Origin of the sequence: Candidatus Poriferisocius sp., from assembly GCF_965214065.1 — a bacterium.
Taxonomy (GTDB): domain Bacteria; phylum Actinomycetota; class Acidimicrobiia; order Acidimicrobiales; family Bin134; genus Poriferisocius.
The window spans coordinates 968808-993244 of sequence record NZ_CBDCAT010000028.1 but is presented as its reverse complement, the minus strand read 5'-3'; the positions used below and the strand labels follow the sequence as shown (position 1 = coordinate 993244).

The following is a 24437-nucleotide window of genomic DNA, read 5'->3' as shown; positions in this document are numbered from 1 at the left end:
GTGGGCCTTGTTGATCAGTACATTCGTTGGATGGACGATGTGCTGTTGGACGACCTCGCCGCCGAGCACCAGGTGCTGGACGATCTGGTGGCCCCGCTGCCTGCGGAAGTGTGGTCCACGCCATCGCCGTCGCCGGGCTGGACGCTGGCCCACCAGATCCACCACCTCGATGTGAGCGAGGGAGCGGCCCTTCTGGCCCTCACCGGCCACAGCGATCAAGTGTTCTCCCCCACCGGCCGCTGGCCAGACCGCCCCCTGCCCGACGATCCGACCGAGGTGCTGGACAACTGGCGGGATTCTCGGGCCGCCAGCCTGGAGGCAATGGCCGCGCTAGACGCAAAGGCCCCCGTGATCTGGGGACACGGCCCCATGACCTGCCGCTCGTTCGCCACCGCCCGGCTCATGGAGACCTGGGCCCACGGACTCGACTGCTTCACCACCGTCGGCGCCGAACCCACCGACACCGACCGCCTCCGCCACGTAGCCCACATTGGCTACCGAGCCCTCCCCTACGCCTTCCACAGCCAGGGGGTGACCCCACCCACCCCCCTCTCAGAACTCCGCCTAGAACTGACATCCCCCTCCGGCGAACGCTGGACCTACGGCAACCCCAACGCCCCCCAATCCATCACCGGCCCCGCCCCCCACTGGTGCCGAGTAGCCACCCGCCGCATGAACCCCGCCGACTCGGACCTCGTAGCCGATGGCCCCCTAGCCCAGTCAGTCCTAACCACCGCCCGCGCCTACCTATCCGACGGGGCATCCCCCTAACCAACAACAACCAGTCGATTGCTCGGGCTATGCCGGTAGGCGGGGCGGCGGGCCAAACATATGGGTCGTGGTGGTGGGTGGCCCGGCTCAGGGCGCCCGCCGCCCGCAGCTCTGCGAGGACGGCGGGCTGGGCCGGGACAGGCCCCGCCACCACGACCCCATCAAGACAGCCCGCCGCCCCGCCGGTTCGCTCCACAAGACAGAACCCGCCACCAAGCCAACCAAACCAAAATCGTGCCAAAATAAGCCATGACCGCAACCCGAGATCAGCTCCGAGTAATCGACGTCGACACCCATCTGACTGAGCCCCATGACCTGTGGAGCAGCCGGGCTCCGGCGGCCTATGCCGACCGGTTGCCGAGGGTGGCCGATGTGGACGGACGGCCCCACTGGATCCTCGACGGCGAGCCTCTGGGCGCGGCCTCTTCCAACGGGGTGGTGCGGCCCGACGGCAGCAAGGCCATGGGCACCGACTTCTTCACCTGGACCATCGACGATATCCACCCCGCGGCCTACGACATGGAGGCCCGGGTGGAGCTCATGGACCAGCTCAATGTCCACGCCCAGATCATCTACCCAAACTTGGCCGGCTTCGGCAGCCAGAAGTTCGGCCAGATCGAGGACGTGGAGCTCAAGCGGCTTTGCGTGTCGGTGTACAACGATGCCATGGCCGAGATCCAGGGCAATTCTGGAGAGCGGCTGTTCCCCATGGGGCTGATCCCGTGGTGGGACATCGAGGGTTCGCTAGCCGAGGCCGAGCGCATCGTCGGCCTGGGCCTGCGGGGCATCGTGATGTGCAGCGACCCGCAGCTTCGGGGGCTGCCCGACCTGGGCGAAGAACCGTGGCGGCCTCTTTGGGAGTTCTGCTGCGACCACGAGCTGCCGGTGAACTTCCACATCGGGGCCAGCGAGAGCTCGATGGGCTGGTTCGGAACATCGCCGTGGCCTTCACAGGGCGACGACCAGAAGCTGGCCATCGGCTCGGCCATGATGTATTTGACCAACGCCCGGGTGCTGGCCAACCTGATCTTCTCCGGCGTTCTGGAGCGGCACCCGACGCTCAAGATCGTGTCGGTGGAGTCGGGAATCGGCTGGATCCCGTTCGTGTTGGAGTCGCTGGACTACCAGATGGACCAGCTCCGCACCGACGTGCAGGCTCAGTTCAGCCTGCGGCCCAGCGAATACTTCCGCCGCCAGATGTTCGGCTGCTACTGGTTCGAGGACGTGGCACCCGACGTGCTCATCAACCAGCTGGGCCCCGACTGCGTGCTGTTCGAGACCGACTTCCCCCACCCCACCTGCCTCTACCCCTATGGCCTCGACCAGGCGACCAACGCCCTCAGCGGTGTGGACGACGACGTAGCCCGCAAAGTGCTCCAGGACAACGCCGCCGAGCTTTACAAGATCGCGGTCTAGAGATCCTCGTAGTCGATCCGGTCGCTGCGGTGGGGTTGGCGGCCGGTGCGGAAGGGGCTGAGGGGGGCATCGACCAGCAGGAAGCGATGCCAGGCCTCCACCAAGTGATCCACCCCGGCCCGCCAACGGGCTAGCCCTTGGTCGGTGCGCTGGGTCTTCTCGAAGTCGGCCCATGATTCCCAAGAGGGGATGGCCCACAGCAGAAAGGCCTCGTCATCGGCCACCATGGCGGTTTCCCATACTCCGGCCAGCTCCCAGCCGAACGGCTCATAAGCGGAAATTGCATCGGTTCGCACCCGCTCCAAGAACTCGGCTGACGCGCCCCGCCTGAGGCTCACCTGCTCGTGGGCGTAGCACTCGCCGGTCACCCCGTCGGCGCACAGCTCTTCGATGGTGCGGGTCCAAGGGGCGGGCACCAGTAGCCGGTCGGTGCCGGAGCGGCGGTAGTTGGCCGCCTGGGCCCACCACTTGGCCAGTTTGGGGTCCTGCATGCCGGCGCCCTGGCATTCGTGTCGGAATGATGTGGCCATGCCATCCCAGCCGTCTTCCTCCCACAGGTTCAGCACCTGCGGCCAACCGCGGGTAGTTCCGACGATGCCCCACACCCCGTAGCAGAGCTGGTCGCGCTCGTCTTGGGCAATGGGCGACCAATTGGCCGTCATGTGGTGCATGTAGTTGGCCCGGTTCTGGCCGATGATGTCGATGAACTCGTGGATGTAGAGCTTTTCGTTGGCCACGGTCAGCCTTTCCCCCCGTCGCCGAAGTTCGGAGTGCGCTTGTTCAAGAATGCGTCTACGGCCTCGCGGTGGTCGTCGGTGTCGAAGGTGATGGCCTCGAGGGCAAATGCCAGGTCATAGAGGCGGTTCACCCGGTCATCCAGCTCTTTGTTGCACAGCCGCTTGTTGAACTCGATGGCATGGCGGGGACCAGAGGCCAACCGCTGGGCCATGGCGACCGCCGACGCCAGCACGTCGCCAGCGGGGACCACGTGGTTGACCAGGCCGAAGCGCTCCGCCTGGGCGGCGTCGAGCAGGTCGCCGGTCATGAGCAGCTCTTTCGCTCGGTTGAGCCCCACTAGAAGCGGCCACAGCACCGCTCCCCCGTCGCCGGCCACCAACCCCGCGTTCACGTGGGGGTCGCCGATCCGAGCGGTGTCGCTCAAATAGACGATGTCGCAGAACAGCGCCAGCGACGCTCCCAGGCCGATGGCGTGGCCGTTGACCGCGGCCACCATAGGTTGGCGCACCCGCAGCGCCCCCCGGGCGATGTCGATGCCGTCGTCGAGCAGGTCGGGGCGGCCCTCGGGATAGCCGGTTCCCAGGTTCTCCTCCATGACCGCGAAGTCGGCGCCCACGCAGAACGAGCGGCCCGCGCCGGTGAGCACCACCACCCGCACATCGACATCTTCAGCGATGCGGCGGTAGAGATCCCTAAAGTCAAGGTGCATCTGCTTGTTGAGACCGTTGCCCCGATCAGGCCGATTCAGCGTGGCGGTGAGCACCCCAGTGGAGTCGATCTCGGTGGTGATGGTTTCCAATCCGTACCGGTCAGCCATGGCGCTAGCTTCGCACTTGGCTGGCCGAATGGGGAAAGCTAGGCAAATGCGAGCTTGGGTGGTTGAAGGGTCGGGGGCGCCGGGAGAGGTACTGCGGTTGACGGACAGGGACGCGCCCGATCCTCGGGAGGGAACGTTCCAAATGAAGGTGGGCGCGGTGGGCGTGGGCCTGCCCGACGTGTTCATGTGCCGGGGGGTGTACCCGCTGGGACCGTCGGAGGGTTCATTCACCCCTGGTCAAGAGGTGTGCGGGACGGTGGTGGAACCCGGCGAGGGCGTCGACCTCGACGCCGGCCAGCGGGTGATGGCGGTCACCTCGTTTCAGACCGGCGACGGCGGATTCGCCGAGCTGTGCCTCGGGCTGGGGGGCTCGGCCTTCACCGTGCCCAACTCTATGGACGACGCTGCCGCGGCTGGATTCTTGATCCCCTATCACACTGCCTGGATCGGCCTGGTGCGCCGGGGCAGGCTGAAGGCGGCAGAAACCCTGCTGGTGCTGGGTGCGGCTGGGGGCACCGGGGCGGCGGCCTGTTCGCTGGGCGCGGCATTGGGGGCCCGGGTTATCGGGGTGGCCGGCGGACCAGAGCGCTGCGAAGTGGCGGCCTCTTTCGGCGCCCACCAGACCGTGGACCACCGTGAAGGCGACATCGCCGCCGGAGTCATGGACCTGACCGACGGCCGAAGGGTCGACGTGGTGTACGACCCGGTGGGGGGCGACGCCTATACTGCCGCTTCCCGATGCGTGGCCCGCGACGCCCGCATCGTGCTCATCGGGTTCGCCAGCGGCGAGTGGGCGCCGGTGAACGTCCGCCACGTGGTGCAGCGCAATTACTCGGTGGTGGGGGCCATTCCTGCCCGCTACAGCCGAGAGGAGCGGCTGGCCGATCACCGCGAGCTCAGCGCACTGTGGGATGCGGGCAGCATCGCTTCGGTGGTCACGGCCTCTTTTCCGCTGGAGGAACTTCCCGAGGCCATGAGGGCCTTGGAATCACGCGAGGTGATCGGCCGGGTGGTTCTGGACCTCTCGTCGGGCTGAGCCTGCCCAGTACCCGGAGAGTATTCTGCGGACCGCAGCCATATAAGGAGGAACACCGTGGAGTTCGCCATTTTCTTGCAGGGATCGCCCCGTCGGGGCGGGGCCCGCAGCCCCTACTGGGAGCATCAGTCCTTCGAGAACGAGCTGGAGATCGTGCGGGTCGCCGACCAGCACAACTGGAAGTACATCTGGGTGAGTGAGCACCACTTCCTGGAGGACTACTCCCACACGTCGGCCAGCGAGGTGTTCATGGCCTACTCCTTCGCTCAAACTTCACAGATACACATGGGGTCGGGCATCTTCAACCTGAACCCCATCGTGAACCACCCCATCAAGCTGGCCGAGCGGGTGGCCATGCTCGACCACATGAGCAAGGGCCGGTTCGAGTTCGGCACCGGCCGAGGAGCGGGCAGCCATGAGATAGGCGGCTTCGGCCTCGACCCGTCGGATACCAAGGCCAACTGGGACGAGGTGATCTGGGAGTTCAAGAAGATCTGGGGCAGCACCGCCTACTCCCATCCTGACGGCGCCGCCTTCCAAACCCCCGAGATCGGCACCTGGGGCGCCTTCAACGTGCTGCCCAAGCCCTACTGCCATTCGCATCCGCCCATGTGGGTGGCCGCGGGCAACACCCCCACCTATGAGAAGGCCGCCCGCCACGGCCTCGGCGTGCTGGGGTTCAACGTGTCAGCCATCTACGACATGGCCCCCCACGTTGAGGCCTACAAGAACGCCATTCCCCATGCCGAGCCCGCCGGCGAGTACGTGAACGACAACGTGATGATCGCCAATGGGCTGGTTTGCCTGGAAGACGGCCAGGAGGCCCGCCGAGTGGTGGTCGAGCAGATGCAGCTCAGCTACCTCCAGTCGCTGGTGTTCAAGTACCACGACACCTTCCCCAAGCCCGAGGGATTGCCCGTGTACCCCGAGCTGGTCCCCGAGCCCACCATCGAAGACGTGGAGGAGCGCATCGAGGCCGGCTTCCTGCTGTGCGGCGACCCCGACGAGGTGCTGGAGCAGGTTAAGCGCTACGACGAGATCGGCTGCGACCAGGTGTCGTTCGGCCTCCCCATCCAGCTCGACCAAGAGGTGTGCCTGGAGACCATCCGGCTGTTCGGCACCCATGTGATCCCCAAGCTGGACAAAGACCCGCTCCACAACAGCACCCGCCAGCGGATCGAGTACGGCGGCCCGCTGGCGATGACCCCCGACCCGCTATACGAAGTTCCCCGGGCCGAAGAACTCAAATAGTCGGGCAATGAGCGATTCGGGCCCGGACATCCTGGGATTGAGGACCGACCGGACCGAGCTGCGGGCGCCATTGGCCGGGTGGCTGGCCGACCGGCTGGGGGCATCCCGTGTACAGGTCGGCCCTTTCGACGTGCCGTCGGGGGGCTATTCGGCGGAGACCCTGCTGTTCGACGCCGCCATTGACCGGGGTGCCAGCTCGACCGTCGAGCGATTTGTCGTCCGCCGGGAATTGCCCGAACCGCCGGTGTATCCCCAGCAGGCGTCTGGCGAGCTCGACGTCGAGGTGGACATCCAATACCGGGTGATGTCGGCGGTGGCCGCCCACAGCGACGCCCCCATCGCCCCGCTGATCGGCTATGAAGCCGACGAGGCGGTGCTAGGCGGCCCGTTCTTCGTGATGGGGTTCGTGGACGGTGACATCCCCCGGGAAGATCCCATCTACACCAGCGCCGGTTTCTTCTTCGACGCCCGGCCCGAACAGCGCCGCCGGCTTGTGGACCGGGGACTGCGGACCATGGCTCAGATTCACGCCATCGACTGGGAGGCGGCCGGACTCCACTGGCTGGTGGCCACCGGTGACCGACCGGGCACCGACACCCAAGTGCGGATCTGGCGGGACTACTCCGACCGGGAGCTCGACGGCCGCAGCCACCCGATTCTGGAGGCCGGGTTCTCCTATCTCTACGAGAACATGCCCTCCGACGACGGCTTGTGTCTGAACTGGGGCGATGGTCGACCCGGCAACATCATCTGGCAGGACTTCAAGCCGGTCTGTGTCACCGACTTCGAGGCTGCCTGCATCTCCTCGCCGCTGGTCGACCTGGGGTGGTGGCTCATGTTCGACCGGTGGTCGCACGAGCACATGGGCAACCAGCCCCGCCTGAATGGCGAGCCCACCCGGGCCGAACAGCGCGATCTTTACACCTCCCACGCGGGCCATGACCCGGGCGACACCACCTGGTACGAGGTTTTCGCCGCGGCGCGTTACACCGCCATCGTGGTGAGGGTGATGAACCGCACGGTGTTGCGGGGCGAGATGCCCGCCGACAACCCCTTCTGGCTGGAGAACCCCTCCAGTGACTGCCTCAGAGCTCTACTCGACGAGCTCTGAGCGGTATTCGGCTGGCCCTGGCTAGCTTTCGACCACCCGGTCGGTCTGCTCGCGGTATTCGTAGATGAGGCGGACCAACCAATAGCGCATGAAGCGCTTGAACGAGCTGATCGTGATCATCACCAGGCCGATGAACGTGAGGGTGAGGCCGAATATGGCCGACACAACCAGATCAAGGTGATTGGACTGATGGAGGTTGCCGCCCTCGGTGTCGTAGGGCTTGCCAGTCAAGATGAAGGAGACCACGGTAAAGGCCAGGCCGACAATCGTGAGGATCAATCCGAGGCGAAACACCCAGCGATCCGGATTGGCCCGGCCGCCGGAAGCCCGGAGCTGGGCCACCTCTCCGTGGAACTCCTCGAGCCGGCTGCTCTCGCCCGGGGCGTCGGTTGTGTCACTCATCGTTTTCTCCTCAAGACATGCCTAGATAGGCGGCGGTCAATTCTTCGGCGATTTCATCGGGCGGCCCAGTGCGCTGGATACGGCCGTGGAGCATGATGGCGGCCTCATTGGCCACACCTAGAACCGCCTGGGCGAATTGCTCCACGATCAGGATGGAGAGGCCCGCCTCAGCCAATGTGGCGACCTGCTCGTACAACTCCTCCACGATGATGGGGGCCAACCCCATGGACAGCTCGTCCAGCATCAATATGGCCGGGTTGGTGGACAGCGCTCGGGACATGGCCAGCATCTGCTGCTCGCCGCCCGAAAGAGTCCCCGCCATCTGGTTGCGGCGCTCCTGCAAGCGGGGGAACTGGGCGAAGGCCCTTTCCTGAACCTGCTTGTACGACACACCAGCGTAGGTGGACATTCTCAGGTTCTCGGCCACGGTCAGGTTGGGGAAGATGCCCCGACCCTCGGGGATCAAGCACACCCCGGCTCGGGCCAGGCGGTCGGGAGAAACCCCGTTTACCTCGTGGCCGTCCAGCAGAACCGAACCAGCGTGGGGCTGGATTTGGCCGCTGGCCACACCCAGCGTGGTGGTCTTGCCCGCCCCGTTGGGGCCCAGGAGGGCGTAAACCGTGCCGGGCATGACCCGGAGATCCACCCCGTGGAGCACATCGATCGTGCCGTAGCCGGCCCGGACGCCGACCAGCTCCAGAAGCGGGGTTTCCGTCTCTGAGCTCATTCGTCGACTCCCGCGTATGCCCCTCGAAATTCGTCGCCACCCAGGTAGGCAGCCCGCACGGCTTCGTCGGCCTGTACCTCAAAGGCGGTGCCCACCGCGATGATCTTGCCGAAGTCCAGCACATGGATGCGGGCGCACACCCCCATCACGAAGCTCATGTCGTGCTCCACCAGCAAGACCGCCAAATCGTTGTCCTTGTCGGCAACCAGTTCCAACAACAACTGGCCAATGGAGGAGGTCTCGTCTTCGTTGAGACCCGAAGACGGCTCGTCCAGCAGCAGCACCCGGGGCCGACAGGCTAGCGCTCGGGCCAGTTCCACTAGTCGAGCACTGCCGGTGGGCAGCGTGCCCACGGTGACATCGGCCACCTCGTCGAGACCCACCTTGCCCAGCATCTCGTGGGCCACATCGCTGACTCGCCGGTGCTTCCACTTGGTCCGGTGGTTCTTCTCCACCGCCACCCGCACGTTGTCGAACGCGCTCAGCGTGTTGAACGCCTCCAGCTTCTGGAAGGTGCGGGCGATGCCCATCTGCGAGCGCCGGGCCACGGTGGACCGGGTTATATCGACACCGTCGAATTTCACCTTGCCGCTGGTGGGGGGCAGCAAGCCCGTGATCACGTTGAACAAGGTGGTCTTGCCCGCGCCATTCGGGCCGATGAGGCCGGTCACCCCCCCGGGTTCGATATCCACCGAGGCGTTGTCAAGGGCCACCACGCCGCCGAAGCGCATAACCACGTTCTCAGCTTCGAGAAGTGCCATAACCCTCCTTCGGAACGACATCGTCCAAGATCTCCAACCGCCGATCGATGGCAATCACCTCTTCGGGAGTGAACGGGCGCTCTAGCCCCAGCTCTCCGATCTCCGGTTCGCGCTTTTGGGCATTCTCCGCCGCGATCTCTGCTCGGGCATCGCTGCGCCACGGCAGAATGGGCGAGAAGCCCCGCCCCATCTCGAAGATGGCCCCTCGGGGGTTGAACACCATGCCCAGCACCATCAACCCGGGTCCGTATGTCGTCATGATGTCGATCAGAGTGACCAGGAAGTCGACGTTGCCGGCGTCCTCCAATCGAAGACCAAAACCCTTGAACAACGGGATGAAGATCAGGAATATCCCGGCCATGGGAATGGAAACCCCCGCGGCCGCCACCAACAGCACAATGTTGAATCCGATGAGCAAGTCGAATCCCTGGACGCTGTCCACGTTGCCCGACACGGTCGCCCAGAACACCCCGGCGATTCCTGCCATGGAGGCTGAGACGGCATACACCACTACTTTGGTCCACACCACCGGCACGCCAAGGGTGGCCGCAGCCGCTTGCGAGTCGTTGATAGCCATCCATCTTCGGCCGTAGCGGGACCTACGCAACAGCACCAACGCGTACACAAAGATGGCGAATACGCTCACCATCAGCATGAAAAAGCCACGGCGGTCGTCGAAGGTGATACCGAAGAGGTCGATATGGGGGAACTGCCGACCGGTGCCGATGATGGGCATAACCCACGGATGGGGGAAGAAGATCAGCGACATGGCCTGGGCGAAGGCCATGGTCATGAGGGCCAAGTACAGACCCCGCAGCCGCGCCGCGGGTAGGGCCACAAGTGCGCCCAGCGGCGCGCATAGCAATCCCACCACAAGGATCCAATAGCCATTGCCGGTGTCCCCGGCCAGTTTGAGATAGACGAACGCGCCGAACCCGGCAAAGGCCAAGGGCGCGAAGTTGATCTGGCCGGCCCAGCCGATCAAAGGAACCAAGGACAGGCCGATCAGGGCCAGTGCCATCGCCTCATTGGCCGAGTTCAGCTCTCGGCTCCCCCAGGCACCGGGGTCCCAGCCGCCGAAGTCCAGCCAACCGCCAGAGAACGCCGCAGCCAACAGGATGACCACCCCGCAGCCCAAAAGCCCCTCCCACCAATTGGTGTAGCGCTCGTGACGGCGAAGGTGATGGGCTAGCCGTCCCACCTCCAAACGAGCCTGGGGCAAGGCGATTACCACAAACAGCAACAGCAGCGGGGCGATGGACAGGTGGGCGAAGCGGAAATCAGGCCCAAAGTCGAGCCATGCCCCGGTGTGAGCTCGCAACAGCCCGATCAGCATCGCCCCGATCACCGCCATGGGCAGGTTCTTCAGCGCTCCAAAGGCCGCCGCCGCGAACGCAATGATCACCACGTTGTTCAGTGTGGCCGGATCAAGCCCCAGTTCGGGGGCGATGAGGATGCCTCCCAGCGCACCCATCATGGAGCCCAGCGCCCACGACGTAGACGACACCACGTTGGGGCGAGCCCCGTTGAGGGCGGCCAGCTCCCGGTTGTCCACAACGGCCCGCATTGCCGTGCCTATGCGGGTGCGTCGCAGCAAGAAACGCATGGACACGGCAATGGCAATAGCCACCACGAACACGATGAGCCGGTGCCAGGGAAGCTGAGCAGGCCCGAGGTCGATCCCGTTGTTGATGCCGAACAAATATGGCACCCGGCGGGGAGTATCGGCCTCCCAGATGTCGCCCACCACCGACAGCAGCAGCACCATGATGGCCACCGTCACCATGAGCTGCACCACCAGCGACGCCGTGCGCAGGCGCCTCATGATCACGATGTCCAGCACCACGCCCAGCGCAGGGGCGAACAGGCCTACCACCACGAATAGGGCGAGGATGGAGTGCCAGCCCCGGTTCACATGGAGTTCCCAATACAGGAAGGCAGCAAAAACGCCGATGGCACCCTGGGCGAAGTTGAACACCCCGGTGGTGGTGTACACCACCACCAGTCCAGTGGCGTACATGGCCCACAGGGCTCCCAGGAAGAGCCCGATGTAAGTGGTGACTAGGAAGGTCTCGCTCGTGACCGGGGCGCCCTTCCAGGTGAGGATAGAAATGATCACCGCCGCCACTGTCCCCAGTGAGGCGGCGATCACTACAGATAGGCGCAAGCCCAAGATCACGAGAGCTCAGCCCTTCCTGGCCTCTCTGCGTCTCGTCCGGCTAACCGCCGAACTCAGCGCCCCAGTCCCGGGTCAGGGGAACCACGTTGTCGGCGTTGCAGTCCAGTTCGCCCCGCTCTGCGGGGTGCACCCGGACAAACTCGTTGTTCTGCACCTGCATCAGCATGAAGCAGGGCATGATGTTCTCGGTGGTGGAGTAGTCCGCTGGACTCCACCAGCCATTCACGTCGAAGGACGTCAGATTGCGGGCGCCGTCCAACACTGCCTGTCGGGTGAGGGCATTGGGGCCGCCTTCTGCGACAACTCCATTCACGACCTGCTCAAAGAGCACGCCGTCGGCCCATGAGCCCGCAGCCCATGCTGGCGGGAACGGGTTATCGATGGCCTCCATGAAGTCGGCCAGCTCTTGGTTTGTGTCGGCCTCATCAAACGGCAAGAACCAAATCCACATGTAGGTGTTCTCGACCACATCTCCGGCCTCAAGGAAGCTGGGGGTGTAGCAGGCCAACTGGCACATCCAGATCACACTGTCGGCGTCCAGGCCTTGGGCTTCGGCCTCACTGCGCCACTTGATCATGGACTGGTCGTCGGAGCCGGAGTAGGCGAGGTTCGAGTTCGAGTCCCGCATGATCTGGATGAAAGCGCCATACTCCGACTGGGTGGTGAAGCCGCTTATGCCGGGCTCCCCGTCAATGACAACGCCGATCTCCTGGAAGGACCGAACCTGGGGCATTGACGTGGCGATGGTGGACGGCAGGTCGGAGGGCACCAAATACACGCCATTGAGATTGGCATCGATGTTCTCCTGGAGCCACTGGATGTGACCCACCTGGCTCTGCACGGCCCGGTCGCCAGTGCCAGCGTAGGGGCACTCGCTGTTGGGCCGGCTGGTGGCAAACGTCACAACCGAGCACTGGTGAGGGGGCTCAGTGGTGATGTAGGCGAAGTCGGGCACTCCGATTTCGTTGCCCTGGGCATCGGGGCAGGACTGCAAATCGGTGGTGTCGAGAGCGAACAGTGCCGTCGTGCCGACCAGGGCGAACGCGTCTTCGCAGGCCACCAGGAAACCGTTGGTGGTCTCGGTGGGGTTGATGGCCGAGTCGTGCTCGATCACCTCGACTTGGCGGCAAGCCAAGCCGCCTTCGGCGTTCACATGGTCGGCCCAGGCCTTGACACCGTCGATGGAGCCCTGGAACAGGCCAGGCGCCAGCGGGGAGCCAACATCGGCCATGACCAGCACGGTGATGGTGTCTGAGGTGATGCCAATGTCAGTGGCCTCGAGATCGACGTTTGCGCACGGATCAACTTCGGGTTCTTCAGTGGCAACCGGCTCGGCATCGGACTCGTCCATGTCGTCCATGGGCTCATCCATCTCTTCATCCATGGAGTCATCGCCCATGTCGTCATCCATAGAATCTTCCATGGAGTCATCGCCCATGTCGTCATCCATAGAATCTTCCATGGAGTCATCGCCCATGTCGTCATCCATGGAATCTTCCATGTCATCTGGAGCGTCGGTGGGCGCGGCAGTGGGCGCGGCAGCACCTGAGTCGTCATCGTCATTGCCGCCGCCGCAAGCCACAGCGACCAGTGCAAGCACGGCCAGAAGGCCGATAATCCAACGGAGATGCTTCACGTTTCCCCCTTCAACGGACCGGTGCGCTTCTCTTGACGGCGTACCGGAAATTCAACGCGGCAGACAGTCTTACCCATGCAATCGTCCTTGCGCCACCTGCGGAATAACCAAGCTCGGGAGGGAGGACTCGAACCCCCAATATCGGGACCAGAACCCGGTGTGTTGCCTATTACACCACTCCCGAGAGCAGCCGCCAGTGTACTCCCCCACCTCTGCTCAGGAACAACGCATTAGTAGAGGAGGATCAGAGTTGGGAGCGGGCATTTTGCAATCGTCGGAGGACCTCTTCCCTGCTTAAGTGCTGCACCATTGGATCGAACAGCGGGGGGCCTACTGAACGGCCGGTGACGGCTACTCGGACGGGGGCTTGGGATTTGGAGCGGTTTACACCGTTGGCCTCGCCCACGGCGAAGACGGCGTCTTTGACGGTGTCGGGGTCCCAGGGGCAATCGGCCAGGGCGACGATGGTGCCGTCGAGGATCTCGGCGGAGGCTTTGCCCCGCACGACCGACTTATCCCATGACGCCTCGTCCATGGGCGGGTCGGAGCAGAAGAGCCAGTCCACCTGGCGTTCGATGTCGGACAGGGTTCGGAGCTTCTCTTGCACCAGCGGAATCATGTCGGCCACAACGTCGGGGCGGTAGTGCTCGGGGGGCCAGGGGACCTGGTCGGATTCCAGGTATGGGGCTAGGGCGGCTAACAGCTCCTCAGGTTCAAGCTCGCGGATGTAGACCCCGTTGAAGTGCTCCAGCTTGGCCAGGTCGAAAAAGGCCGGCGCCTTGTTCACGTCCTCCAGCCGGAACTGCCCGATGATCTCGGCCATGGGCCGGATCTCCACTCCGTCGCGCGGCCCCCAGCCCAAAAGGGCCAGGTAGTTGGCCATAGCCGAGGCCAGGTAGCCCCGCTGGCGGTAGCTTTCCAACGACACGTCGTCGCGGCGCTTCGACAGCTTCTTGCGCTGCTCATTTACCAGTAGGGGCAGGTGGGCATAGGTCGGCGGGGTGGTCCCCAGCGCCTGGGCCACCAATACTGCTCGGGGGGTGCTCGACAGCAGATCCTCACCCCGAATGGCGTGGGTGATGGCCATGTCGGCGTCGTCAACGGCGTTGGCCAACACGAATGTGGGCGAGCCGTCTGAGCGCCAGATCACAAAATTGCCCAACTGGGCGTGGTCCACCGCAACCTCGCCTCGGATCACGTCGTCGATCACCGTGGTGCCCTGTTGGGTCCGGAACCGCACCGCCCGGCCGTCGGCCATCTCGGTACCGGGAAGCTCGTTGTCGTCGGCATCGCACAGATAGGCCCGGCCATCATTCAGCATCTGCTGGACGGCTTCTCGGTGACGCTCCCGGCGCTCCGACTGGTAGTAAGGACCCTCGTCGTAGTCGATACCCAGCCACGCCAGGTACTCGAAGATGGCGTCGGTCAGCTCGGGACGGTTGCGGCTCTCGTCGGTGTCTTCGATCCGCAGCACCATGGTCCCGCCGGAAGAGCAGGCAAACAGCCAGTTGAACAGAGCCGTTCTAGCCGAGCCCACATGGAGATAGCCGGTGGGCGACGGCGCGAAGCGTACCCGCGGCTTGCCAGCCGAACTCACTGGTGGGTCAACAACTTGGATCGGTCTGCGGCACAGGCCGCCTCGATCTCGCTGGGAGGCAACCGCAGTACCGACTCTGGCACCAGGCCCACCAGGTGTCGGGCCTCGGCATAGTGGTGAGAGTGGCTGACACCGGCGAACAGCTCCTTGCGCCAGGCCACCAACGACTCATCGGGGTCGGGGGGCAGGAATCCAAACACCCGGAAGGCCACCTCAAGATCGACGCCCACCGGAGCCCGACCAAAAGAGGCCGCCCGCTTTAGGGCCACACCGACACAGCCAGCGATCGCGTCCTCGGCACTTTCTCCGGGGCTTAACAACAGCCGATCCTCAAAGCGACGGGCCAGCCGCAGGGCATAGCCCTGGTCGGGTCCGGGCACACCCAGCCCGGCGCCCATGGGCTGACCCTCGATCAGCTCGCCCGGCCGGTCGGCCAGCCATGGCTGGGGCCGCCGGGGCGGCGAGACATAGTGACGGTCGGCCACCGCGGTGTCGTTGGGGACATAGTCAGGCGCGGCCATTGCTACCCTCGGCTTTCTTTGTCGGCGCGGTCATTTGATGCACTGGCTTCGCTGTGGAGCAGCCCGTACACCAGGCTGTCCACCAATGCCTGCCAACTGGCTTCCACGATGTTGGTGGACACGCCGATGGTGGTCCAAACCCGGTCGCCGTTGGTGGAGTCGATGATCACCCGAGTCACCGCCGCCGTCCCTGCCGCAGTGTCCAGCACCCGCACCTTGTAGTCAATGAGGGAGATCGACCGGAATGCAGGATAGCGATCGCCCATCGCCATCATCAGCGCGGCGTGCAGGGCGTTGACCGGGCCGTTGCCCTCTCCAGTGGCCACCATGCGCTCGCCGCCTACATGGAGCTTTACCGTGGCCTCGGTTTCCATCTCCACCGCCACTTCGTTCCAGGCCCTGGCTCCCGTGCCCGAACGGTGCTCGGTGCCCACCTTGAACGACTCCAGCTCGAAATACGGCTGCTTCCATCCTGATGCCCCCCGCATCAGCAGCTCCAGGGAGGCGTCGGCCACCTCGAAGTGGTATCCGGCGTGTTCCAGCTTCTTGAGGGTGTCCACGATCTCGCCGATTGCCTTGCCGTCGAGGTCAAGACCCAGTTCCTCAGCCTTGAGCTCTACCGTCGACCGCCCGGCCATCTCCGACACCACGAACCGGGTGCCGTTTCCCACCGCGGCTGGGTTGATGTGCTCGTAGGCGTCTGGGCGGCGGGCGATGGCGCTCGTGTGGAGACCGGCTTTGTGGGCGAACGCCGACGATCCGACATAAGCCTGCTGGGGGTCGGGCGTGAAGTTGACCAGCTCGGCCACATGGTGGGACACCGCGGTGAGGCGCTCCAGGCGATCGGGGGGAACCGTCTCCACGCCCAACTTCAGGCTGAGGTTGGCGATTATGGGCACCAGGTTGCAGTTGCCGGTCCGCTCGCCGTAGCCGTTGATGGTGCCCTGCACCTGGATGGCTCCAGCCCGCACTCCGGCCAGGGCGTTGGCCACGCCACACCCGGTGTCGTCGTGGAGGTGCACGCCCACCGGGGTGTCCAGGTAGTCGACTACCGCACCCACGATGTCTTCCACCCGAGTCGGCAACGAGCCCCCGTTGGTGTCGCACAGCACCAGCCGTTCAGCTCCCGCAATTGCAGCTGCTTCCAGCACCGCCAAGCTGAATTCCCGGTTGTCCTGATAGCCGTCGAAGAAGTGTTCGGCGTCGAAGAACACCCGCATGCCGTTGTCGGTCAAGAACCGCACCGAGTCGGCCACCATGGCCACACCCTCGTCGAGGGTGGTCCGCAGGGCTTCGAGCACGTGGTAATCCCAGCACTTGCCCACTATGCAGGCCACTTCGGTGCCGGAGGCCAACAGGTTGGCCAACGTGAGGTCCTCATCGGTGCGCCCTTTGACCCGGCGAGTGGAACCGAAGGACACCAGGGTGCTGGTTTCCAAGGCCAGTTCGTCGCGGGCCCGGGCGAAGAACTCGTCGTCTTTGGGGTTGGAGCCAGGCCAGCCACCCTCGATGTAGTGGACGCCGAGGGAGTCGAGTTGGCGGGCAATGCGGAGCTTGTCCTCCACTGTGAGGGATATCCCCTCGAGCTGGCTCCCGTCGCGAAGGGTGGTGTCGTAGATCTCTACAGAGCTGGGCGAGGACCGGGAACCGGCCGCCTCACCGGTCGACATGCTCGTTCCAGTGCCGATATTGGGCCTGTCGGCCCCTCACCGCGTCTTGGAACACCTCTTGGATCTTGCGTGTGATCGGACCGGGGTCGCCGATTTCTCGGTCATCCACCGACCGGATGGGCACCACCTCGGCCGCGGTGCCCGACAAGAAGGCCTCGTCGGCCAGATACAGGTCGCTGCGAAGCAGGTTGTCGGCCACATACGGAATGCCCAAATCAGAGGCCATGGTGCGGATGGCGTCCTGGGTGATTCCCTCCAGGGCTCCCACCGAGGTGGGCGGGGTGATGATGGTGCCTTCGCGCACCACAAACAGGTTCTCGCCGGTGCACTCGCTCACAAAGCCCTGGGGCGATAGCAAGATGGCCTCGTCATATCCGGCCTTAACCGCCTGAACCTTGGCCAACTGGCTGTTGATGTAGTGACCGCACCCCTTGGCCGCAGTGGGCATGGAGTTGGGGTCGTGGCGCTGCCAGGAGCTGACCATCAGCCGCACCCCGTTCCTGATCCCCTCATCGCCCAAATAGGCGCCCCACGGCCACACGGCGATAGCCACATTGACTTCACACGGCAGGGGATTCAGCCCCATCTCGCCGTAGCCCAGGTAGGCCAGCGGCCGGATGTAGCCGCTCGTCATGTTGTTGACCCGCACGGTCTCTTTGGTGGCCGCCACCAGCTCCTCCACCGTGTAGGGAATGTCGATCTGAAGGATCTTGGCGCTGGCGAACAGGCGGCGGATGTGGGGGGTGAGTCTGAACACGGCGGCACCCTCGTCGGTCTCATAGGCCCGAATGCCCTCGAAAACGCCGTTGCCGTAGTGAAGCGTGTGGGTGAGCACATGCACGGTGGCGTCCGCCCAGTCCACCAGCTCGCCATCCATCCACACCTTCTCCGTGGTCTCGATCGGCATCGTGCTCAGATCCTTTCTGGATTCACAGCCTTGGTATTCAACGGACTCACACCCGCTCGGCGATGGCATCGCCGATTTCGGTGGTGGTCCCGTATTGAGTTGTCGGGTCGGCGCAGGCTGCCCGAATCCGGCTGGCGGATTCGGTTTCGCCTAGGAACTCAACCATCATCGCGGCCGACAAAATCGCGGCGGTGGGGTTGGCCCGGCCAGTGCCCACAATATCGGGTGCCGAGCCGTGAACCGGCTCAAACATCGACGGCCCAGTGCGGTCGGGATTCAGGTTGGCCGAGGCGGCCAGCCCTATGCCACCGGAAACGGCCCCTCCCAGATCGGTGAGGATGTCGCCGAAAAGGTTGTCGGTCACGATCACGTCGTAGCTCTTGGGGTCTTCAACGAAGTAGATGCAGGCGGCGTCCACATGGTTGTAGGCAGTGGCCACGTCGGGATACTCCTCAGCCACCTCGTTGAAGGTCCGCTCCCATAGATCGCCGGCGAAGGTCAACACGTTGGTCTTGTGCACCAGGGTGAGATGGCGCCCAGGCCGGCTGCGGGCCAACTCGAAGGCGTAGCGCACGCAGCGCTCAACCCCGAAGCGGGTGTTGACCGACCCCTGAGTGGCAACCTCGTGCGGGGTGTTGCGGCGCAGGAACCCGCCTTCGCCCGCGTATGCGCCCTCGGTGTTCTCTCGGATCACCTCGAATTCGAAAGCGCCGTCGGGATCCCGGAACGGGCGGCGATTCACGTACAGGTCGAGCTCGAAGCGCATCCGCAGCAAGAGCCCCCGCTCGATGACGCCGGGGGGCACGTCGGGAGTCCCCACCGCCCCCACGTAGAGGGCGTCCAATCCCCGCCACTCCTCCATGATCTCGTCGGTCAACACGGTGCCGTCCCGCAGATAGCGAGCGCCGCCGAGGTCGTAAGCCACCGTGTCGAGCTCCACGCCGGCCGCAGTCAGCACCTTCAGGCCCTCGGCTACGACCTCAGGGCCTATGCCATCGCCGCCGACAACTCCAATAACGTGGGCCATGGCCCATCAGAATACGAATACCGCCTCTCTAAAAGCGAACACTAAAATGTTCCGCTATGCCGGAAACCCATGAGCTGTCCCAGACGGCCCACGACCGCCTAAGTGCTGAGTTCGAACAACTCACCACGGTCGGACGGGTGGACATTGCCCGCAAGATCGAGGCAGCCCGGGAATTGGGCGACCTGAGCGAGAACGGCGACTACCACGCGGCCAAAGACGAGCAGGGCAAGATGGAGACCCGCATCGCCCAGCTCGGCGCGCTATTGAGAAATTGCCGGATCGTTGAGGCGGGCGACGGGACCACTGTCGCGGTGGGTTCGGTGGTCACTGTGGCCCACGACGGCGATCCCGACGACGTCGAGACCTACTTGGTCGGATCGATCGAAGAGCGCCATGACGGCCTCGATGTGATCTCGCCGGCCTCCCCGATGGGCTCGGCGATCATGGGGGCAAGGGTCGGAGAAACCCTGTCGTTTGAGAGTCCCGCCGGTGGGACTTTGACCGTCCAAATTGTGTCCCTTGACCGGTAGCGGCGCGCCGGTTGGCCCCAGCCTGCCGGCGGGAGACCTCATCGAGCTGCCCGACCAGGGCGAACTGTTTGTAAGGCGGACTGAGGGACCGCGGGGCTCGCCCACGGTGGTGCTCCTGCACGGCTGGACCGTGACCGCCGATTTGAACTGGTACCCGGCCTTCGAACCCCTGTCGCAGCGGGCTTCGGTGGTGGCGTTTGACCATCGGGGCCACGGGCTGGGCCTTCCCACCCGCAGATTCACGTTCTCCGACTGCGCCTCCGACGTTTTGGCCGTGGCCGACGCCTTGGGCATCGACCGCTTCGTATGCGTGGGCTATTCCATGGGCGGCGCCATCGCCCAGATGGCCGCCCGCCTTGCTCCCGACCGGATCAGCGGGCTGGTTCTGGGCGCCACCTCCACCAGCTTTCGAGGTCGAGGACTGCGGGCCATTCGGTTCTCGCTGCTCCCCGTGGTGGCCGCCGCCTCCCGTTTGACTCCGATGAAGTTGCGGTACTGGGGCTGGGAGCAAACTGTATTCAACGTGATCGGCACCAATATCGGCCGATGGGCCCAGACCGAGGTCCTCAAGGGCGATCCGCAAGCGATGTTGGACGCCGGAACCGAGCTGTTCAACTTCGACTCCTCGCCATGGGTCGCGGAGCTGCCCATGCCGATCGCCCAGATCCACACCCTGGGCGACAAGGTGGTGCCCGACTATCTTCAACAGGAGCTGGCCGACGCCGTAACCGACATCAGCGTCTACTCCTATCGGGGAGGCCACGCATCGGTGGTCACCGACTTCAACAGCTTCTGGGACTGTCTTAGCAAGGCCCTCGATTCCGTGGGAGTCCCTGCCTCCCCCGAATCCACGAGCAGTATGGCGCCCGACCCATCCACGTCTGAGGCCACCCGATAGCCTCAGAACCACCTCGGGCAACCCAAGAAACCGGAGCGATTATGGGCCGAACCCTCAGCGAGAAAGTCTGGGACCAACACGTCGTCCACCAAGCCGACGGCGAGCCCGATCTGCTGTTCATCGACCTGCACCTCATCCACGAGGTGACCTCGCCGCAAGCCTTCGACGGCCTTCGCATGAACGGCCGTACGGTGCGTAGGCCCGACCTCACGGTGGCCACCGAGGACCACAACGTTCCTACCGACAACATCGCCTGGCCCATCGCCGATCCCGTCTCCCGCCAGCAGGTGGAGACGCTGCGGGCCAACTGCGGGGAGTTCGGCATCACCCTTTACCCGATGGGAAGCCCCGGCCAGGGCATAGTTCACGTGATCGGCCCGGAGATGGGCCTCACCCAGCCAGGCATGACCATCGTGTGCGGCGACAGCCACACCTCCACCCACGGGGCGTTCGGAGCACTGGCCTTCGGCATCGGTACCAGCGAGGTTGAGCATGTGCTGGCCACCCAGACCCTCCCCCAGCAGCGGCCCGGCACCATGTCGGTAGCGGTGGACGGCACCCTGCCGGTGACCTGCACCGCCAAGGATGTGATCCTGGCCATAATCGGACGCATCGGCACCGGCGGGGGCATCGGATCGGTCATCGAGTACCGGGGATCGGTGATCCGGTCGCTGTCGATGGAGGGGCGCATGACGGTGTGCAACATGTCGATCGAGGCTGGGGCCCGAGCTGGGTTGATCGCCCCCGACAACACCACCTTCGAATACCTGCAAGAACGGCCCCACGCTCCGAAGGGGGCGGCTTGGGAGGCCGCTCTCGACGACTGGCGCGGCCTCTACAGCGACGACAACGCCGCTTTCGACAAGGAGGTGGTGATCGACGGATCGGAGCTGGTGCCCCATGTGTCATGGGGCACGAACCCGGCCCAAGTCGCCCCAATCAATGGCACCGTGCCCCATCCCGACAGTTTCGCCGAGGGCAGCGGGCGAGAGTCAGCGGCCCGAGCGCTCGAATATATGGGCCTGAAGCCGGGAACCCCGCTGAAGGAGGTTCCGGTGGACACCGTGTTCATCGGCTCCTGCACCAACAGCCGCATCGAAGACCTCCGGGAGGCCGCCGCGGTGGTGGAGGGTCGCCAGGCGCGCCCCGGCGTGCGCACCTTTGTGGTCCCCGGCTCGGGCGCTGTCAAGGCCCAAGCCGAGTCTGAGGGGCTGCACGATGTATTCAAGGCCGCCGGGTTCGACTGGCGGGAGCCGGGCTGCTCGATGTGTTTGGCCATGAACCCCGACAAGCTGGCCCCCGGAGAGCGCTGCGCCAGCACCTCCAACCGCAACTTCGAGGGCCGCCAGGGCAAGGGGGGCCGCACCCACCTGGTATCGCCCGCGGTGGCCGCCGCCACCGCGGTGGCCGGCACCTTCGCCACCCCGGGAGACCTGTCATGAAGCCGGTTCGGACTATCACCGCCACCGCGCTGCCATTGGACCGCAGCGATGTGGACACCGACCAGATCATCCCCAGCGACTGGCTCAAGCGGGTGGAGCGCACCGGTTTCGAACAGGGCCTGTTCTCCGAATGGCGCGAGGATCCCAGCTTCGTGCTCAACGATTCCCGCTTCGCTGATGCCCGCATCCTCGTGGCCGGCCCCAACTTCGGCACCGGCTCCTCCCGAGAGCACGCGGTGTGGGCCATCCAGCAGCACGGCTTCGAGGCGGTCATCTCTCCCCGCTTCGGCGACATTTTCCGCAACAACTCCACCAAGAACGGCCTGGTCCCAGTACAGGTGAGCGAAGAAGTGTCCCGCACCCTACTCGACGCGGTGGCCGACGACCCCTCTATGGAGATCACCGTAGACGTCGAACAGCTCACCGTTTCGGCCCCCGCCGCCAGGGTCAGCACGGCCTTTCCCCTGGACGGCTCTGTCCAGCACCGCCTGCTGAACGGCCTAGACGACATCGGCATCACCCTTGTCCACACCGACGCCATCAGCACCTTCGAAACCACCCGCCCCGATTGGCTGCCGTCTCTGGCGTAGCCTGACAACATCGATTCCCCGGGAACCAACCAGCGCGGACGCGTCGTCATAGGGGGAATGATGAAGCTTTCAAGAATCGCCCTCGTAGTTGTTGCCCTGGCATTGCTAGCTGGAGCCTGTTTGTCTGATTCTGCTGTTCCGCCGGGAATTACTGGGGGAACGTCGGGCCAGACAACTGGAGAGGCCACCGGTGAGCCAGATGGCACGTCGGAGCCGACGGTGGTGCTCGATGACATCGAGCTGTTGTCAGCGCTGCGGAACTTTGGGGATTGCACCACCCTGCTCGACTATCTGCGGACCGAGACCGTCAGCCGTGTGGGCCCCTACGGCCTTGATGATGGGCCTCGATTCGGCATTCCCGAGCGAATGATGGTGGAAGAAGCCGAGGTGATGGCCGACGATTCCGCCGCCCAGTCGGCCCCGGCCGGCGGCGACGACGGTGGTGACTTCTCCAGTACCAACGTGCAAGTGGCCGGGGTGGACGAGCCCGATATTGTCAAGACCGACGGCAACCGCATCCTGGCCGTGGCCCAAGGTCGGCTGCACTATGTGGATCTGTCCGGCGACCAGCCCCAGAATCGAGGCAGCGTCGATTTGGTCGGGGAGTCGGGCTCAGGCTGGGGCCAGGAGATATTCATCCGGGGCAACCGGGCCATAGTGTTCTCCACCAACTACGCCGACTGGCTTGAGCCGGTGTCGGCCAGCGACCTCGAAGGCGACCACGTGATCGCCGAGGACATCATGTTCCGAGGCGGCCCGGTGTCGCTGATCCAAGAAGTGGACCTGTCCAACCCGGCATCAATGGACGTGGTGTCGGAACTCCGGGTGGAGGGAAATTACCTCAGCGCCCGGGCGGTGGGCGACGTGGTGTGGATGTCCATGTCCAGCTATCCCACCCAGTTCCAGTTCGTATATCCCAGCGGCCCCGCCGCCGAAGCTGCCGCCGAAGCGGCCAACAAGGAGATCGCGGCCACCGCCGACCTGGGCGCCTGGCTGCCGGCCTACCGCTTCGACGGCCCCGGCGGCACCCGAGCTGGCCTGCTGCCGGAATGCGAACAGCTCTACACCCCCGCCGAGTTCGACGGCTTCACCGTTTTGTCGGTGCTGAGCTTCAACTTGGACGAGCCGCTGGGCACCGGCGACGCCGCCTCGGTGCTGGCTGATGGCCACACTCTCTACGGCTCCGGCCAATCGCTCTATCTGGCCACCAGCGAGCCGGTGTGGGCCGAGCCCGTCGCTGACGGAGACTCAATCAGCATTTCGGCGCCCACGGAATGGACCACCGTCGTACACAAGTTCTCGGTGTCGACCGACGGACCGGCCCGCTACGAGGCCACCGGCACGGTGGAAGGCCACCTGCTCAACCAGTTCTCCATGGACGAGCACAACGGCTATTTCAGAGTGGCCACCACCGTCGGCGAGCCGTGGAACACCGAGACCTCCGAGAGCCAGGTGGTGGTGCTCGAACAGCAGGGCCGACGGCTCACCGAGGTGGGAAAGGTCGGCAACTTGGGCCGAGGCGAGCGCATCTTTTCAGTCCGCTTCGCCGGCGACACCGGCTATGTGGTCACCTTCCGCCAGGTCGACCCCCTCTACGTGCTCGATCTGTCCGATCCCGTTGCACCGGCAGTGGCCGGCGAGCTGAAGATCCCCGGCTTCTCCACCTACCTGCACCCCATAGGCGATGGCCTGCTAATTGGCGTGGGCCAAGACGCCGACGACACGGGCCGCACCCGCGGCACCAAGGTGTCGCTGTTCGACGTCAGCGACCCAGCCAACCCAACCGAGCTAGACGTGATCGTGTTCCCCAACGCCCACAGCGAAGCCGAATGGGACCACCGGGCCTTCCTCTACTGGGCCCCCGAAGATATGGTGGCCATCCCCCTCACCCGCTACGACTACGAAGACAACGAAGAGAGCTTCTTCGGCGCAGTTGCCGTACGGGTGAACCGCGACGGCATTGCCGAACTCGGCCGGGTGTCACACCGAGAACAGCAGATCACCTTCGAAGGCTGCCGCCCGGTGGACAACAACGAACTCGCCCGGACCTTCGGCGGCGAAAGCGAAATCCGCATCTGCCCCCTCGATGCCCCCGACCGCTACGGCAACCAGGACTGCGAGCCCATGAAACCGGAGTGGGCCAGGGAGGAATGGCCTTCCGTCGACATCGCCGACGACGAGAAGCTGATCATCTGCTGGATCTGGACCCCACCCATCCAACGCCTATTGGTAATCGGCGAAACCCTCTGGACCATGTCCGAACACGCCCTCCAAGCCAACAACCTCACCACACTCGCCTACGAGAACCAGTTCACCTTGTCTTCAAACTGAGTGATCGCCCGACCCAATCGTGAGGACCACAATCTAGGCAGGGCGGCGGGCACCAAATTGGGCTGTGGTGGGGGGTGGC

General features: G+C 64.7%; 22 protein-coding genes and 1 tRNA gene. 10 read left to right on the top strand and 13 right to left on the bottom strand.

Annotated elements, in window-relative coordinates:
* Positions 1-30: 30 nt before the first annotated feature.
* Complete coding sequence (locus ACOOGG_RS16025; RefSeq protein ID WP_420436846.1) at positions 31-771, top strand: maleylpyruvate isomerase family mycothiol-dependent enzyme; 741 nt, start codon at positions 31-33, stop codon at positions 769-771.
* Between the two features lie 249 nt (positions 772-1020).
* On the top strand, positions 1021-2187 hold the full coding sequence (locus ACOOGG_RS16020) for an amidohydrolase family protein (protein WP_420436844.1): 1167 nt from the start codon (positions 1021-1023) through the stop codon (positions 2185-2187).
* On the opposite strand, the gene ACOOGG_RS16015 is transcribed toward ACOOGG_RS16020, so the two are convergent.
* Positions 2184-2924: an NIPSNAP family containing protein gene (locus ACOOGG_RS16015; protein ID WP_420436842.1), complete on the bottom strand. Its 741-nt coding sequence runs from the start codon at positions 2922-2924 to the stop codon at positions 2184-2186. The genes ACOOGG_RS16020 and ACOOGG_RS16015 overlap by 4 nt on opposite strands.
* Positions 2925-2926: 2 nt before the next feature.
* The gene (locus ACOOGG_RS16010) at positions 2927-3742 is read right to left on the bottom strand and encodes an enoyl-CoA hydratase/isomerase family protein (protein WP_420436840.1); all 816 of its coding nucleotides are present in this window, start codon (positions 3740-3742) and stop codon (positions 2927-2929) included.
* Between the two features lie 46 nt (positions 3743-3788).
* Between ACOOGG_RS16010 and ACOOGG_RS16005 the strand changes: the two genes are divergently transcribed.
* From ACOOGG_RS16005 to ACOOGG_RS15995, 3 genes are read left to right on the top strand one after another with little or no spacing between them, the layout of a single operon-like run.
* Positions 3789-4778 (top strand): NADPH:quinone oxidoreductase family protein, encoded by a 990-nt coding sequence (locus ACOOGG_RS16005; protein ID WP_420436838.1) that lies wholly within the window; start codon positions 3789-3791, stop codon positions 4776-4778.
* Positions 4779-4835: 57 nt separating this feature from the next.
* The gene (locus tag ACOOGG_RS16000) at positions 4836-6029 is read left to right on the top strand and encodes an LLM class flavin-dependent oxidoreductase (protein ID WP_420436836.1); all 1194 of its coding nucleotides are present in this window, start codon (positions 4836-4838) and stop codon (positions 6027-6029) included.
* Positions 6030-6036: 7 nt separating this feature from the next.
* Positions 6037-7140, top strand: a complete 1104-nt coding sequence (locus tag ACOOGG_RS15995; protein WP_420436834.1) for a phosphotransferase family protein — start codon at positions 6037-6039, stop codon at positions 7138-7140.
* 21 nt (positions 7141-7161) lie between these two features.
* Here ACOOGG_RS15995 and ACOOGG_RS15990 read toward each other — a convergent pair whose 3' ends face one another.
* From ACOOGG_RS15990 to ACOOGG_RS15940, 11 genes are all read right to left on the bottom strand, one after another.
* The gene (locus ACOOGG_RS15990; protein ID WP_420436832.1) at positions 7162-7542 is read right to left on the bottom strand and encodes a hypothetical protein; all 381 of its coding nucleotides are present in this window, start codon (positions 7540-7542) and stop codon (positions 7162-7164) included.
* Positions 7543-7552: 10 nt separating this feature from the next.
* Positions 7553-8269: an ABC transporter ATP-binding protein gene (locus ACOOGG_RS15985; RefSeq protein ID WP_420436830.1), complete on the bottom strand. Its 717-nt coding sequence runs from the start codon at positions 8267-8269 to the stop codon at positions 7553-7555.
* Positions 8266-9030 carry an ABC transporter ATP-binding protein gene (locus ACOOGG_RS15980; protein WP_420436828.1) on the bottom strand — a complete coding sequence of 255 codons (765 nt, stop codon included), beginning with the start codon at positions 9028-9030 and terminating at the stop codon, positions 8266-8268. The genes ACOOGG_RS15985 and ACOOGG_RS15980 overlap by 4 nt, the downstream gene beginning before the upstream one ends.
* On the bottom strand, positions 9011-11209 hold the full coding sequence (locus ACOOGG_RS15975; RefSeq protein WP_420436826.1) for an ABC transporter permease: 2199 nt from the start codon (positions 11207-11209) through the stop codon (positions 9011-9013). The genes ACOOGG_RS15980 and ACOOGG_RS15975 overlap by 20 nt, the downstream gene beginning before the upstream one ends.
* Positions 11210-11249: 40 nt before the next feature.
* On the bottom strand, positions 11250-12845 hold the full coding sequence (locus ACOOGG_RS15970) for an ABC transporter substrate-binding protein (RefSeq protein WP_420436825.1): 1596 nt from the start codon (positions 12843-12845) through the stop codon (positions 11250-11252).
* A 112-nt stretch (positions 12846-12957) separates the two neighbouring features.
* Positions 12958-13029 (bottom strand) — tRNA-Gln (locus ACOOGG_RS15965).
* Positions 13030-13089: 60 nt separating this feature from the next.
* Positions 13090-14442 carry a glutamate--tRNA ligase gene (locus tag ACOOGG_RS15960; protein ID WP_420436823.1) on the bottom strand — a complete coding sequence of 451 codons (1353 nt, stop codon included), beginning with the start codon at positions 14440-14442 and terminating at the stop codon, positions 13090-13092.
* Positions 14439-14963 (bottom strand): hypothetical protein, encoded by a 525-nt coding sequence (locus tag ACOOGG_RS15955; protein WP_420436821.1) that lies wholly within the window; start codon positions 14961-14963, stop codon positions 14439-14441. Before ACOOGG_RS15955 ends, ACOOGG_RS15960 begins: the two co-directional genes overlap by 4 nt.
* A 2-nt stretch (positions 14964-14965) precedes the next feature.
* Positions 14966-16633: a citramalate synthase gene (gene cimA / locus ACOOGG_RS15950; RefSeq protein WP_420436820.1), complete on the bottom strand. Its 1668-nt coding sequence runs from the start codon at positions 16631-16633 to the stop codon at positions 14966-14968.
* A complete protein-coding gene (locus ACOOGG_RS15945; protein ID WP_420436819.1) occupies positions 16620-17540 on the bottom strand; it encodes a branched-chain amino acid transaminase in 921 nt (306 codons plus the stop codon). The genes cimA and ACOOGG_RS15945 overlap by 14 nt, the downstream gene beginning before the upstream one ends.
* Positions 17541-17586: 46 nt before the next feature.
* A complete protein-coding gene (locus ACOOGG_RS15940; RefSeq protein WP_420436817.1) occupies positions 17587-18567 on the bottom strand; it encodes a 3-isopropylmalate dehydrogenase in 981 nt (326 codons plus the stop codon).
* Between the two features lie 56 nt (positions 18568-18623).
* On the opposite strand from ACOOGG_RS15940, the gene ACOOGG_RS15935 reads away from it, so the two are divergent.
* Genes ACOOGG_RS15935 through ACOOGG_RS15915 form a run of 5 tightly spaced genes read left to right on the top strand, consistent with a single transcriptional unit; the run spans position 18624 to position 24358 of the window.
* Complete coding sequence (locus tag ACOOGG_RS15935; RefSeq protein ID WP_420436815.1) at positions 18624-19097, top strand: GreA/GreB family elongation factor; 474 nt, start codon at positions 18624-18626, stop codon at positions 19095-19097.
* Complete coding sequence (locus tag ACOOGG_RS15930; RefSeq protein WP_420436813.1) at positions 19087-19995, top strand: alpha/beta fold hydrolase; 909 nt, start codon at positions 19087-19089, stop codon at positions 19993-19995. Before ACOOGG_RS15935 ends, ACOOGG_RS15930 begins: the two co-directional genes overlap by 11 nt.
* A gap of 41 nt (positions 19996-20036) precedes the next feature.
* A complete protein-coding gene (leuC, locus tag ACOOGG_RS15925; RefSeq protein ID WP_420436811.1) occupies positions 20037-21437 on the top strand; it encodes a 3-isopropylmalate dehydratase large subunit in 1401 nt (466 codons plus the stop codon).
* Entirely contained in the window at positions 21434-22027 is a 594-nt protein-coding gene (gene leuD / locus ACOOGG_RS15920) for a 3-isopropylmalate dehydratase small subunit (RefSeq protein WP_420436809.1), read from the top strand. The genes leuC and leuD overlap by 4 nt, the downstream gene beginning before the upstream one ends.
* A 60-nt stretch (positions 22028-22087) precedes the next feature.
* Positions 22088-24358 (top strand): beta-propeller domain-containing protein, encoded by a 2271-nt coding sequence (locus ACOOGG_RS15915; RefSeq protein WP_420436807.1) that lies wholly within the window; start codon positions 22088-22090, stop codon positions 24356-24358.
* The last annotated feature ends 79 nt before the right edge of the window (positions 24359-24437 follow it).

What these genes read in the sequence shown, in the direction of transcription:
- ACOOGG_RS15945 (WP_420436819.1), bottom strand. Translation starts at nt 17,540, where the DNA reads ATGCCGATCGAGACCACGGAGAAGGTGTGGATGGATGGCGAGCTGGTG.
- leuC (WP_420436811.1), top strand. Translation starts at nt 20,037, where the DNA reads ATGGGCCGAACCCTCAGCGAGAAAGTCTGGGACCAACACGTCGTCCAC.
- ACOOGG_RS15940 (WP_420436817.1), bottom strand. Translation starts at nt 18,567, where the DNA reads ATGGCCCACGTTATTGGAGTTGTCGGCGGCGATGGCATAGGCCCTGAG.
- ACOOGG_RS15990 (WP_420436832.1), bottom strand. Translation starts at nt 7,542, where the DNA reads ATGAGTGACACAACCGACGCCCCGGGCGAGAGCAGCCGGCTCGAGGAG.
- ACOOGG_RS15985 (WP_420436830.1), bottom strand. Translation starts at nt 8,269, where the DNA reads ATGAGCTCAGAGACGGAAACCCCGCTTCTGGAGCTGGTCGGCGTCCGG.
- leuD (WP_420436809.1), top strand. Translation starts at nt 21,434, where the DNA reads ATGAAGCCGGTTCGGACTATCACCGCCACCGCGCTGCCATTGGACCGC.
- ACOOGG_RS15915 (WP_420436807.1), top strand. Translation starts at nt 22,088, where the DNA reads ATGAAGCTTTCAAGAATCGCCCTCGTAGTTGTTGCCCTGGCATTGCTA.
- ACOOGG_RS16005 (WP_420436838.1), top strand. Translation starts at nt 3,789, where the DNA reads ATGCGAGCTTGGGTGGTTGAAGGGTCGGGGGCGCCGGGAGAGGTACTG.
- ACOOGG_RS16025 (WP_420436846.1), top strand. Translation starts at nt 31, where the DNA reads ATGGACGATGTGCTGTTGGACGACCTCGCCGCCGAGCACCAGGTGCTG.
- ACOOGG_RS16020 (WP_420436844.1), top strand. Translation starts at nt 1,021, where the DNA reads ATGACCGCAACCCGAGATCAGCTCCGAGTAATCGACGTCGACACCCAT.
- ACOOGG_RS15980 (WP_420436828.1), bottom strand. Translation starts at nt 9,030, where the DNA reads ATGGCACTTCTCGAAGCTGAGAACGTGGTTATGCGCTTCGGCGGCGTG.
- ACOOGG_RS16010 (WP_420436840.1), bottom strand. Translation starts at nt 3,742, where the DNA reads ATGGCTGACCGGTACGGATTGGAAACCATCACCACCGAGATCGACTCC.
- ACOOGG_RS15995 (WP_420436834.1), top strand. Translation starts at nt 6,037, where the DNA reads ATGAGCGATTCGGGCCCGGACATCCTGGGATTGAGGACCGACCGGACC.
- ACOOGG_RS15935 (WP_420436815.1), top strand. Translation starts at nt 18,624, where the DNA reads ATGCCGGAAACCCATGAGCTGTCCCAGACGGCCCACGACCGCCTAAGT.
- cimA (WP_420436820.1), bottom strand. Translation starts at nt 16,633, where the DNA reads ATGTCGACCGGTGAGGCGGCCGGTTCCCGGTCCTCGCCCAGCTCTGTA.
- ACOOGG_RS15955 (WP_420436821.1), bottom strand. Translation starts at nt 14,963, where the DNA reads ATGGCCGCGCCTGACTATGTCCCCAACGACACCGCGGTGGCCGACCGT.